This window comes from Paenibacillus mobilis (assembly GCF_058267595.1).
This window is the reverse complement of the sequence record NZ_JBZCMS010000005.1, coordinates 337,803-349,213: the sequence shown is the minus strand read 5'-3', so window position 1 is coordinate 349,213 and position 11,411 is coordinate 337,803. Positions and strand designations below refer to the sequence as shown.

8 protein-coding genes, 16 tRNA genes and 1 rRNA gene are annotated in these 11,411 nt (G+C 47.8%); 22 read left to right on the top strand and 3 right to left on the bottom strand.

The annotated features are described in order from the left end of the window. The 17 genes from AC3ZPD_RS12475 to AC3ZPD_RS12395 form a co-directional block, all read left to right on the top strand. Nucleotides 1-221, top strand: a 23S ribosomal RNA gene (locus tag AC3ZPD_RS12475); the annotation flags it as partial. Nucleotides 222-363: 142 nt separating this feature from the next. Further along, nucleotides 364-439: transfer RNA gene (locus tag AC3ZPD_RS12470), tRNA-Asn, on the top strand. Between the two features lie 3 nt (nucleotides 440-442). Further along, nucleotides 443-534, top strand: a tRNA-Ser gene (locus AC3ZPD_RS12465). 9 nt (nucleotides 535-543) lie between these two features. Further along, nucleotides 544-618, top strand: a tRNA-Glu gene (locus tag AC3ZPD_RS12460). A 68-nt stretch (nucleotides 619-686) separates the two neighbouring features. Then, a tRNA-Val gene (locus AC3ZPD_RS12455) sits at nucleotides 687-762 on the top strand. 25 nt (nucleotides 763-787) lie between these two features. After that, a tRNA-Met gene (locus AC3ZPD_RS12450) sits at nucleotides 788-861 on the top strand. 38 nt (nucleotides 862-899) lie between these two features. Next, nucleotides 900-976 (top strand) — tRNA-Asp (locus AC3ZPD_RS12445). Between the two features lie 7 nt (nucleotides 977-983). After that, a tRNA-Phe gene (locus AC3ZPD_RS12440) sits at nucleotides 984-1,059 on the top strand. A 17-nt stretch (nucleotides 1,060-1,076) separates the two neighbouring features. Then, a tRNA-Thr gene (locus AC3ZPD_RS12435) sits at nucleotides 1,077-1,152 on the top strand. 8 nt (nucleotides 1,153-1,160) lie between these two features. Continuing rightward, nucleotides 1,161-1,246, top strand: a tRNA-Tyr gene (locus tag AC3ZPD_RS12430). Nucleotides 1,247-1,254: 8 nt separating this feature from the next. Beyond that, nucleotides 1,255-1,328: transfer RNA gene (locus tag AC3ZPD_RS12425), tRNA-Trp, on the top strand. 31 nt (nucleotides 1,329-1,359) lie between these two features. Beyond that, nucleotides 1,360-1,435, top strand: a tRNA-His gene (locus AC3ZPD_RS12420). Between the two features lie 20 nt (nucleotides 1,436-1,455). Beyond that, nucleotides 1,456-1,530: transfer RNA gene (locus AC3ZPD_RS12415), tRNA-Gln, on the top strand. A 4-nt stretch (nucleotides 1,531-1,534) separates the two neighbouring features. Then, a tRNA-Gly gene (locus AC3ZPD_RS12410) sits at nucleotides 1,535-1,609 on the top strand. 7 nt (nucleotides 1,610-1,616) lie between these two features. Continuing rightward, nucleotides 1,617-1,690: transfer RNA gene (locus AC3ZPD_RS12405), tRNA-Cys, on the top strand. A gap of 30 nt (nucleotides 1,691-1,720) precedes the next feature. Continuing rightward, nucleotides 1,721-1,797: transfer RNA gene (locus tag AC3ZPD_RS12400), tRNA-Arg, on the top strand. A gap of 21 nt (nucleotides 1,798-1,818) precedes the next feature. Then, a tRNA-Leu gene (locus AC3ZPD_RS12395) sits at nucleotides 1,819-1,898 on the top strand. Between the two features lie 92 nt (nucleotides 1,899-1,990). On the opposite strand, the gene AC3ZPD_RS12390 is transcribed toward AC3ZPD_RS12395, so the two are convergent. Continuing rightward, a complete protein-coding gene (locus AC3ZPD_RS12390; protein ID WP_490984603.1) occupies nucleotides 1,991-2,959 on the bottom strand; it encodes an SDR family NAD(P)-dependent oxidoreductase in 969 nt (322 codons plus the stop codon). Further along, a complete protein-coding gene (locus AC3ZPD_RS12385) occupies nucleotides 2,956-3,105 on the bottom strand; it encodes a hypothetical protein (protein ID WP_490984602.1) in 150 nt (49 codons plus the stop codon). The genes AC3ZPD_RS12390 and AC3ZPD_RS12385 overlap by 4 nt, the downstream gene beginning before the upstream one ends. Before the next feature lie 172 nt (nucleotides 3,106-3,277). On the opposite strand from AC3ZPD_RS12385, the gene AC3ZPD_RS12380 reads away from it, so the two are divergent. The 5 genes from AC3ZPD_RS12380 to AC3ZPD_RS12360 all read left to right on the top strand — a co-directional run bounded on the left by AC3ZPD_RS12380 (nucleotide 3,278) and on the right by AC3ZPD_RS12360 (nucleotide 9,462). Then, on the top strand, nucleotides 3,278-4,288 hold the full coding sequence (locus AC3ZPD_RS12380) for a LacI family DNA-binding transcriptional regulator (RefSeq protein ID WP_490984601.1): 1,011 nt from the start codon (nucleotides 3,278-3,280) through the stop codon (nucleotides 4,286-4,288). Nucleotides 4,289-4,440: 152 nt separating this feature from the next. Then, nucleotides 4,441-5,421, top strand: coding sequence for an ABC transporter permease (locus AC3ZPD_RS12375; RefSeq protein WP_490984600.1), 981 nt, complete (start codon nucleotides 4,441-4,443; stop codon nucleotides 5,419-5,421). Between the two features lie 14 nt (nucleotides 5,422-5,435). Further along, nucleotides 5,436-6,320 (top strand): carbohydrate ABC transporter permease, encoded by an 885-nt coding sequence (locus tag AC3ZPD_RS12370; protein WP_490984599.1) that lies wholly within the window; start codon nucleotides 5,436-5,438, stop codon nucleotides 6,318-6,320. 77 nt (nucleotides 6,321-6,397) lie between these two features. Next, the gene (locus AC3ZPD_RS12365) at nucleotides 6,398-8,038 is read left to right on the top strand and encodes a type 2 periplasmic-binding domain-containing protein (RefSeq protein ID WP_490984598.1); all 1,641 of its coding nucleotides are present in this window, start codon (nucleotides 6,398-6,400) and stop codon (nucleotides 8,036-8,038) included. A 68-nt stretch (nucleotides 8,039-8,106) separates the two neighbouring features. Further along, nucleotides 8,107-9,462: a glycoside hydrolase family 30 protein gene (locus AC3ZPD_RS12360; RefSeq protein WP_490984597.1), complete on the top strand. Its 1,356-nt coding sequence runs from the start codon at nucleotides 8,107-8,109 to the stop codon at nucleotides 9,460-9,462. 102 nt (nucleotides 9,463-9,564) lie between these two features. Here AC3ZPD_RS12360 and AC3ZPD_RS12355 read toward each other — a convergent pair whose 3' ends face one another. After that, entirely contained in the window at nucleotides 9,565-11,136 is a 1,572-nt protein-coding gene (locus AC3ZPD_RS12355; RefSeq protein ID WP_490984596.1) for a hypothetical protein, read from the bottom strand. Nucleotides 11,137-11,411: the final 275 nt, after the last annotated feature.

Genomic DNA, 11,411 nt, shown 5'->3' with positions numbered 1-11,411 from the left:
ATGGACGCACCGCTGGTGCACCAGTTGTTCCGCCAGGAGCACAGCTGGGTAGCTAAGTGCGGAAGGGATAAGCGCTGAAAGCATCTAAGCGTGAAGCCCCCCTCAAGATGAGATTTCCCAATTAGTAAGACCCCTTGAAGACGACGAGGTAGATAGGCTGGGGGTGGAAGTGCAGCAATGCATGGAGCTGACCAGTACTAATCGGTCGAGGGCTTATCCAAGATCCCCCAAAAAGTGAAGCGGAGGCTTCGGAGAGTACTACCGAGTACTTTTCGGGGACCCCGGGAAACCAAGTAGGGGCTAATTCGGCAAATAATTGTTTCGTATCCAGTTTTCAGGTGATCAAACACTTGAAACTTATATTCCCTGATAGCTCAGTTGGTAGAGCACTCGACTGTTAATCGAGTTGTCACAGGTTCGAGTCCTGTTCGGGGAGCCATATGGAGAGGTGTCCGAGTTGGCCGAAGGAGCACGATTGGAAATCGTGTAGGCGTCACAAGCGTCTCGAGGGTTCGAATCCCTCTCTCTCCGCCATTATAGTAAGGCCCGTTGGTCAAGGGGTTAAGACACCTCCCTTTCACGGAGGTAACAGGGGTTCGAATCCCCTACGGGTCACCATTAACTTCAATATTTTGAAGTTGACTAACTTGTTAAGAATATGATATACTAAATATTGTGTTCAATTTGGAGGCTTAGCTCAGCTGGGAGAGCATCTGCCTTACAAGCAGAGGGTCGGGGGTTCGATCCCCTCAGCCTCCACCATTTACAATTTTATATTTTATAACGACGCGGGGTGGAGCAGCCCGGTAGCTCGTCGGGCTCATAACCCGAAGGCCGCAGGTTCAAATCCTGCCCCCGCAATAATCCCCATGAGGGATCTTATGAAAGACTTAGGCTGTGGAACCGTGGTGTAGAGGCCTAACATGCCTGCCTGTCACGCAGGAGATCGCGGGTTCGAATCCCGTCGGTTCCGCCATGTTTTTGGCTCGGTAGCTCAGTCGGTAGAGCAGAGGACTGAAAATCCTCGTGTCGGCGGTTCGATTCCGTCCCGAGCCACCATTTTTACAATTGAATAAGCCGTTGTAGCTCAACTGGTAGAGCAACTGACTTGTAATCAGTAGGTTGGGGGTTCAAGTCCTCTCGACGGCACCATTTACTGTGGAGGCTTAGCGAAGTGGCCAAACGCATCAGACTGTAAATCTGCTCCCTTACGGGTTCGGTGGTTCGAATCCATCAGCCTCCACCAGTTTATATAGGGGCATAGTTTAAAGGTAGAACAAAGGTCTCCAAAACCTTTGGTGTGGGTTCAATTCCTGCTGCCCCTGCCAATTTTTAAAACAGAATAAGAAAGTCTTTATGGCGGTCGTGGCGAAGGGGTTAACGCACCGGATTGTGGCTCCGGCATTCGTGGGTTCAAGTCCCATCGATCGCCCCATTTCATTTTCAAAACCTTGTTGGGGATTAGCCAAGCGGTAAGGCAACGGACTTTGACTCCGTCATGCATAGGTTCGAATCCTATATCCCCAGCCATTTTGCGGACGTGGCTCAGCGGTAGAGCATCGCCTTGCCAAGGCGAGGGTCGCGGGTTCGATTCCCGTCGTCCGCTCCATTATTTTGGCGCCATAGCCAAGTGGTAAGGCACAGCTCTGCAAAAGCTTTATCCCCAGTTCGAGTCTGGGTGGCGCCTCCAGTATATTTTTTGAAGTTGTATATCTAATATGTGCCCTTAGCTCAGCTGGATAGAGCGTTTGACTACGAATCAAAAGGTCAGGAGTTCGAATCTCTTAGGGCACGCCATATATACTTCTAATTTAATAAGCCGGTGTGGCGGAATTGGCAGACGCGCGCGACTCAAAATCGTGAGGGAAACCGTGGGGGTTCGAGTCCCTTCACCGGCATCATACCTAACAAACAAGCCCATTAGATTAATTCTAGTGGGCTTGTTTATTTTTTCTACTAGTCTGCTAGAGTCCATGTCGAATGAGCAAAGCTAAAATTGCATCCTCTTAAATCCTCTATCCTTGATTAGACGTTCGCTTCCTTCCCATAATTCCCGAGCTTTCTGCTTATCGTATGAAATGACCGACGTTTGTTTTTCTCTGGCGCCTTGCCGGTATGAACCAATCATACTGAAAAATTTTCCGGAAATTTGCTGATACTTTTCAGATATCGCCATTTCGGCTAGTACTCTAGCTGAGCTTTGCGGTGTACTTGCATTTGGTGCAAGCCGAAGTAATGGCCATAGCAGTTTCATCATAAAGCGTGCAGCCGGCTTCCATTCCCTTACCATCCCGGTTAACATTCCGCCTGGATCGAATGTATTGACGGAGATATCGCTCCGGCCAGACGCATGTAGTCTTCTTTCAAGCTCATAGGCAAACATGAGGATACATAATTTCGAAGTCGTATAAGCTCTCCCCAGGAAGTCAGAAATGGATTCACCGGGTGGGAGTGTGGGACTAGCTAACACTTCAGCCTTTTTTAATACGGGCTTCGGGAGGGGCGTTTTAGCCCGATCATCATGACTGATACTTGATAACATAATGATTCTCGCGTTATCGCTCATATATTCAACAAGCAAATTGGTTAATAGAAAATGTCCCAGATAATTAACCGCAAAAGTTGCTTCGTATCCTTCTGCTGATTCCTCAATATGGTTCGTGTATTGCACCCCGGCATTACAAATTAAACTATACAAGGGGGGGAGATTAAGAGAAGGCCATTGCACGGCAAACTCTTGAACAGAGTTTAATGAAGCTAAGTTTACTAGCACAGGAGTAAAGCGGTTAACGCCTGTTTCCTTGATTAGCGATCGGGTTGCTTGTTCGATCCGTTCAGCGCTTCTTCCCGCAATAACAATATGATATTCGGAAGACGCCAAAGCGATATATTTAGCGCATGCATACCCTAACCCTGAATTGGCTCCGGTTATAAGGACTGTTTTGGTCGGTTTTTTCATTGTTTTCTCTCCTCATACGATGACGGCTCGGCCGTTAATAAAAGGGAGGGAGCGGCGATCGAATATTTCCAAGCTGCATAAGCAACGGCTGCAGCATTTCGACAGCTGCTGGGGGCTCCCGCCACAAGTGGCAGTTTCTTTTTCATAAAAATAAACCTCCGCTATTATAAATTGAACGTTCATTCTAATATTAGTGATTTTATTGAGGGCTGTCAACGAGCCGGCTTCGAAACTTTATGAAATATTTGGGTTGTCATGGAAGCGCTTTTATGATAAGTTTAGGACTATAAAAACGTTTTTATTTTGAGGTGAAGACCTTTGGCAAAGATAACTATAAAAGATGTAGCCCGCGAAGCAGGCGTCTCCATCTCTACTGTCTCTAATGCGCTTAATGATGTAGATGTGCTTAATCCCGAGACGAAAATGCATGTCCTTCAGGTAGCGCAGAGATTGAATTATGTCCCTAACCTTAATGGCAAGCTGCTGAAATCGGGGAAAACGCATATGATCGGATTTTTCACAACAAGCGTGTCTGGACCTTATTTTTATAAGCTGGTTGAAACGATGGCTCGTGAATGCGACCGTTACGGATACGGACTAAATGTGTTTGTTACCCGGGATAAGCAGGTCATTATGAACAATATATTAGGCCGCCGGGTTGATGGCGTTATTATTTATGAGGAATTGCGAATCGATGAAAACGATATTGCGGTGATGAAGAAGGACAAAATCAAGGCTGTGTTCTTGGATCGCGATATTGAGAATGACACCATGGGCAGCATCATTTTTGATTCTTACATAGCCGGTTATGAGGCCACGAAATATTTAATCAGCCTGGGGCATAAGAAAATCGCTTATATCTCAGGGGTTGAAACCATGTTTGACAGTGAGCAGCGCAAGGAAGGATACCTGGCTGCGCTCAGGAATTATGGGCTGCCGGCCAGCGAGGAATACATTTTGCAGGGGTATTTTGAGGAGGAGAGTACTTATAACGCGATTAAGTCGTTTATCTATCAGCATCCTAACCAGCTGCCGGACGCCTTTTTGGCAGGGAATGATTTAAGTGCAATCGGATGTATAAAAGCGCTCCAAAATCACGGTTATGAGGTGCCCACGCAGGTCAGCGTAGTGGGTTTTGACGATATTGATATAGCTCCTTATTTTTCGCCGCCCCTGACAACTGTGAGGAATCAGATTGCAAGGCAGGGGATTCTGGCGATTGAACACCTGATCCGAATGATCGAGAAAAAGGAGCAGGGGCAGAGTCAAAGGTTAAAAGGCGAACTTGTCGTCAGAGGAACAAGTCAGGTTAAGCTGGAGAAGAAATAAACGGCCGGGGATTCGTTAGAACCGGTTGGATTTGGCCGGATTCGGGTAGGGGGAGGGAGCTTAGGGGGTTTTTATGCTTTTTTATAAAAACGTTTTTATTAGCAAGCGAATTTCACTAATAACCTGGTGAGAGGCCGGAGGGGAGAAGAGATATGGCCAAATTGGCGGTAACGCAGCCGGTCAGCGGCAAATTGCCTGAGAAAAGGACTTTCGGGCAGAAAATCAAGGATTTTGCCGTTGATTTCTGGAGACAACGGGAATTGCAGTCCATGATCATTCCGGGCATTATTTTTATGATTATTTTTTGTTACATCCCTATCTATGGCCTTACGATCGCCTTTAAAAGCTACACGGTCATCGATACGCTGGATTCAGCCCCATGGGTGGGCTTGGATAATTTCAAAATTATTATGTCGGACCGGTATTTTTGGGACGCGGTAGTTAACACCTTGGGTATCAGCTTTTTGAAATTGGGGATCGGGTTTGTTATCCCTATTCTCCTGGCGATTATGATCTACGAACTAAGCTACACACGTTTGAAAAAAATGGTTCAGACAATCTCTTATTTGCCGCACTTTCTGTCCTGGATCGTGTTAGGCGGTATGATGATCAACTGGTTTTCGACGACAGGACTCTTTAATGAGATACTGCTTGACCTCGGCATCATCTCAAAGGGACAAAACATTTTGCTGGATCCGGGCAAATACTGGTGGATCGCTACTTTATCGGACATTTGGAAAGAAGCCGGCTGGGGAACGATTCTGTATCTGGCCATCATGGCTAAAATCGACCCGACTTATTATGAAGCCGCAAAGATCGATGGCGCAAGCCGACTGCGGCAAATCTGGAATATTACGCTCCCTAACATGAGATCGATCATCAGCTTAAATCTGATCTTAACTGTAAGCGGTTTATTGGGCTCCAATCTGGATCAAACCCTTGTGCTGATGAACTCGCAGAACCGGGAAAAAGCGGAGGTCATCAACTCTTACGTATACCGTATGGGTTTGACGCAAGGGGATTTCTCCTACGCAACCGCAGTAGGTTTGGGCGTTTCCATTGTTTCCGTCATTCTGCTTGTTACCGCCAATAAAGTGACCAGCAAGCTGAACGATAATCAATCCGTGCTCTAAGAGGAGGCATTTTCATGAATCGAAAGGCGATTAGGGAGGACTTAAACAGCCGCATCTTTAATGCCTTCAACACTACGCTGCTTATTATCATTACTCTGGTTATCATCATTCCTTTGTGGAATGTCATCATTTCCTCATTAAGTTCGGGGCGAGCATTGGCAGAAGGCGGTTTTATATTCTGGAGCCCCGAGTTTTCTATCGAAAACTATCGTGCCGTATTCCAGGACGACAGTATTTGGCAGGCGTTTTTTATTTCGATATCCAAGACCGTGCTTGGGGTAGTTACACACGTCTTTTTCTGTGCGATGATCGGTTACGCCCTCAGCAAAAAAAATCTGCGTGGACGCAGGCTGTACGTGGCCATGGGCGTCATTACGATGTTTTTCTCGGGCGGCATGATTCCGATCTACCTCCTGATTAAGTCCCTGGGACTGTTAAACACCTTCTGGGTGTACATTATTCCGGCTCTTTTCAGTTATTACGATGTGGTAATCCTGATGAATTTCTTCCGGAATGTGCCGGATGCGCTTGAGGAGTCGGCCAAAATCGACGGTGCAGGCGAATGGCGCATTTTCCTGAAGATTTTTATACCTCTTTCCATGCCGGCTATGGCAACAATCGCCTTATTTAACGGCGTCGGGCAGTGGAACGATTTCTTGACTACCAAGCTGTATATTACCGATCAGGCCTTATACCCGCTTCAGATGAAGCTGTATGAGATCATTGTGCAGTCCCAGACGCAGTCCATGCAAAATGCGAGCTCGGCCGTGATCGAAACTACCACCAAAGGGGTTCAGCTTGCGACAATCGTGATTACCACTCTGCCGATTGTTGTGATTTATCCATTGCTTCAAAGATACTTTATCTCTGGCATTATGATGGGGGCGGTGAAGGAATAGAAGCAAGCTGCACGCCAAAAAGAAACGAAAGCTCAAGCCAAATGGTAAGCGCTTTAAAAAAAGGGAGGTAAACAAGTATGATCAAAATGAGCAAATTGAGAAAAAAAGGAATTTCGATGGGAGCCGTCCTGCTGGCCGTTATGCTGACTATTACGGCCTGCGGATCCGGGGGCGGATCGTCTAAAAGCAGCGCACTCCCCGAGTTAGACGGACGTTATACGCCGGATCCATCGACGCCGGCCTGGAAGCTGGATACGAAAAAGGAAACGACTGATTTAACCTGGTACGTGAATGCGGATTGGTGGAATACAGACTTCGGCAAAGATACGGTCACCAAAAAAATTAAAGAAGATTTGAACATCAACATTAAATTCATTACCGGGGACGATACGAAGCTGAATACATTTTTTGCCGGCGGCGATATGCCTGACATAATTACGATCTTTGATTCCAACTCGCCGGTTGCGCAGAAAGCTTCCACCTGGGCGCTGCCGCTTAATGATCTGGCCGAAAAATATGATCCGTATTTCGACAAGGTAGCGGCCAAGGACACCATGAACTGGTTCCAGCAGAAAGACGGCAAAACTTATGGTTATCCGGACTACTCCAATACGCAAGCCGATTATGACAGCGGTACCATTCCGGCTAAAACCGCGTTTGTGATCCGCCAGGACGTGTATGACGCGATCGGCAAACCTAGCATGAAAACGCCGGAAGAGTTTGTCAGCGCGATGGAGAAAATCAAAAGCCAGTTCCCACAGCTGATTCCGTTTGGTTTCAACTCGATCGGAACAGGCACGGGTTCGCTGGGAGATGTGCTCCAGGATTACCTGGGCGTGCCGCTGGAAGACAAAGACGGCAAATTCTATAACCGCAACCTGGATCAGGATTACCTGACATGGCTCAAAACCTTAAATACGGTTTATCGCAACGGCGATATCAGCGATGACAGCTTTGCGGATGACGGAACGGGCTTTGAGGAAAAAGTTAAATCCGGCAAATATGCGACGATGCTTCTTGACGGTGTGCCGCAGCAGGGCGGAAACCTGCAGACATTTATGACCAACAATCCCGGCGATCAATACGTCGCTGTCGACGGACCGCAAAGCACGGTGGGCAATCAGCCGACGCTTAACCAATCGGGGATTACAGGCTGGATGATCAACTACATTACGAAAAAAGCCAAAGATCCGGCGAAAGCCATTCAAGTGTTTACTTATCTGCTGAGCGACGAAGGCCAGGCGTTGGTCAACTTCGGTATCGAAGGTGAAACGTACAAGAAAAATGCAGACGGAACAGTAGAATTCCTGCCGGAAGTGAAACAACTCCAATTGACCAACTCCGATAAGTTCAAAAAGGACTACCGGATGGGCGAGTTCATTTTCTTCGGACACGACCGTTATAAAGCGCTTAACAAAGACTCCTCCCCGGATGCGATCAAACAGATGCAGGATTGGGGCAAAGGCAAGCTGAAACCGCATTTCATCCTGGAAAATATCAATCCGGATCAAGGCACGCCGGAAGCCCGCGCGTTGTCCGCGATCGATACGAACTGGAATACTACGCTGGTTAGTCTGATCCGGGCCAAAACAGATGCTGATTTCGATAAAACCTTGGATGCCTACAAAAAGTTTCTGGATGAGAACAGCTGGAGCAAAATCGTAGATATTCGCAGTGAAAAAATGCAGAGCAACAGAGAGAAACTGGGAATCAAGTAATGAACAACGAAGAAGAGCCTTGAAAAGGGCTCTTCTTCCCCCTAATTTGTACATCAGGAGGCGACTCAATGTCCGAGCTTTTGATTTACCAGTCCAAAGGAGAGGGAGAACTGTTTATCCGGAAGTCCCCGGAGCAGCTGGCGAGCAGCACAAAGCCAGAAGGAGAGAACGTTATTGTAACGCTGGACGAGAAAGAAACCTTCCAGGAGATCGATGGATTCGGGGCCTCTTTTACGGATTCGGCCGCTTATTTGATCCACCAGATTCTCGATTCGGAGCAGCAGGCAGAGGTCATGACCCGGTTGTTCGATCCGGCGGAAGGCATTGGTTTGTCCGTGTTAAGAAATCCAATGGGGGCTTCGGACTACGCCAGATCCATTTACAGCTATAACGATCTGCCTGATGGCGAGACTGATCCGGGGCTGGAGCGGTTCTCCATTGCGCATGATGAAGAGGACATTATTCCTCTGGTGCAAAAGGCCAGGGAGCTGAACCCCGAAGTGAAGCTATTTGCCTCGCCGTGGAGCGCGCCCGGCTGGATGAAAACAAGCGGTTCAATGAAAACGGGGGAGCTGAAGAAAGAATATTACCCGGCTTTTGCCGAATATTTTGTACGGTATATTCAAGCTTACCAGGACCAGGGACTTGATATTTACGCGGTGACGCCGCAAAATGAACCGCTTTATGAGCCAAGCCATTATCCAAGCATGAAAATGCTGCCTGAAGCGCAGACGGAATTTGTTAAGGATTATTTGAAACCGGCATTCCTCAGCCATGGACTCCATACCAAAATTCTTTGTTACGATCATAACTGGGATCGTCCCGATTATCCGTCGTCCGTCTTGGAGCAGGCGAATGAACAGGTGGACGGCGTAGCCTGGCATTGGTATGGAGGGAAACCGTCGGCGCAAAGTGAAGTGTTTGAGAAATTCCCGGGCAAGGAAGTACATTTCACGGAAGGCTCCGGCGGGGAATGGATTCCGCCTTTCGAACAGGCTTTCAGCAACGTCATGCGGACGGGGATCGAAATTTTGCGTCATCACAGCAAATCCTTTATTTTGTGGAATATGGCGCTGGATGAATATAACGGGCCGACGGTGCCGGGTTTTGGTACCAGCACGTGCCGGGGGATTGTCCAAATCAACCAGCAGACGCGGGAGCTTGTGTATACTTTGGACTATTACGCTTTGGCCCATTTCAGCAAAATGATCCGTCCGGGCGCTTTGCGGATCGCCTCCGAATCGAGCGCGGAAGCGATTCATTCCGTTGCTTTTGTCAACAAGGATTCTTCTAAGGCGGTTGTCCTCTTCAATGACAGCGAGCAAGAGGAAACGGTCAGCTTAACACTTCAGGGATCCGACATCCTCACTTTCCCTATGCCGGCCAAAAGCGCTTTGTCCATTCAGATTCCGGGCAGTTACTGACGGATAGGCTGTTGAGGAGGACAGACTGCGGCCCCTATGAATAAAGAAGGCTGCATGGAACTTTAGGGTTCTATGCAGCCTTCTTTTTTGATAATCAGCTCCCTATTTATGGGCAATCACAACCGTATAACCGCCAAACCGTTTGAATGTGAGGCCCGGGTTTTCTTCGGGAAGGGGTTCGCCTTTGGCAAAGATATAGGCGGCCCGCTTGTCAGGAAGAAGGAAAGGAAGGCCAAACCGGTATCTGCCGAAAGAAGAGACTTGCTGAAAGTCTTCGCCGGGATTGGCGTAAACCACACTGTTCAAAAAGTCGCGTGGTTGGGTTTGTTCGTAAAACAACACGTAGATATAAGGCATGTTAATTCGGCCGCTCACATAAACCGTACCCGGGGTCGAGGCGGAGGCGTATTCGATGGCTTCGCCTAAATGATCGGCAAAGAGTGTGTCCAGTTCCTTTGGATAGTCCCCGAAATAGTCGGCTGCAAAAAAGGAAAAGTAAATGGCAAATGCCGCGACGGCAAGGACGCCCAACCCTTTTTTTAATCGGTAAAAATACAACACGCCTCCGCAGATCCAAAAAATAATCGGATAAAATAGAACATTAACCCGATTAATATTGACGTCCAAAATGAACACCATCAGGAGGGAAGCGCCCAGCCAGAGAAGCATAATGGCTTGAAGAGGCTCTTTCTTGCTGCGCAAAGCCCAAATGGAGGCGAATAGGCCAAGCACGGCAAACGGAAGCCCTATCGGGTAGGCGTATCCAAACCCGGGGATCGAGTTCCAGGGCAGGCCGTCGCTGCCGGTGAGCAAAAGGGAAATAAAGCTGTGAAAATGATCCTTCAGCGAAGTCCAAAAAGGTCCATCCCATAAATTGGTAACGGTTTCAACGCGAGGCACGGTCAACCTCGGAATGGAGAACAGCGGCGTGTTTATAGCGGGCAGCTTCAGCCAGTTGATCAGCAGGAATAAGAAGATAGGCAAGCCAAGCACCAAAAACCATAAAAAATTCAGCACCAGCAGGCGCCAGGTGATCCTTTTTCGTTGTAACAGCATGAGGGCCGTCAGAATTAGGAACACAGGGACAAAAAAATAGGCAGTTCCATACGCATACAATGAAACGGCCATAACCGCGGTAAAGGCATAAAACCAACGAGGCGATTGGAGTGCTTTGACCAGGCAATAAACGGCAAACAAAATAAGCGTAGGAAACAAATTGGACTCAAGCGCCCATCTGGACATCATGAATTGCCACGGATTGACGGCAATGAGCAGCATCGCGACAGGAGGAGCCGCTTTGGAACGGAAAATATGTTTGGCAAGCAAACAGAATACGGGCATGGCGGCAATGCCGGCCAAGGCGCCCAGCAGCCTTACCGAAAGCGGGGTGAGCCCCATTACGGCGATAAAAGGCATGGATAAATAAGCGTATAAAGCGTTCTGGCCGCTTCCCCACGCAATCAAATGAACGGGCAGATGCACGCCGTTGCGGTCGATGCCGTAATGAAGGATGGAAAAAGCGTCATATCCGATTGAAGCTTCATCCTGATTCAGCCCCGGAGGAACCGAACCTAACTGCAGCAGCCGCAGAAGGGCTCCAAGGGCAAACAACAAAAGCGTTAAGCGATATTTTTGGCAAAAAACGTAGGCTTGAGATAATCCGGACATCCTCATCTTCTGTCATCCCCCAATTGCAGCAGCCCTATGCAAGCACGATTTTATTTATTGTTTAGAGTATACAATTTACGAAACGTACAGTAAACAAAAATATAAAAACCCGGATTATTGGGGGTTGATTAGGAAAGATTCCATATTTTTATAGAAATGAGGTTAAAAAGAAATCGTTTCAAAGCCTATGCTCGGGGAATCTCTAATAATAATCATTCACTTTGTTTAGTAAACAAAAGCGGCACAACAAAAGCCTTCAAAACCGCGAACAGGCGATCTTG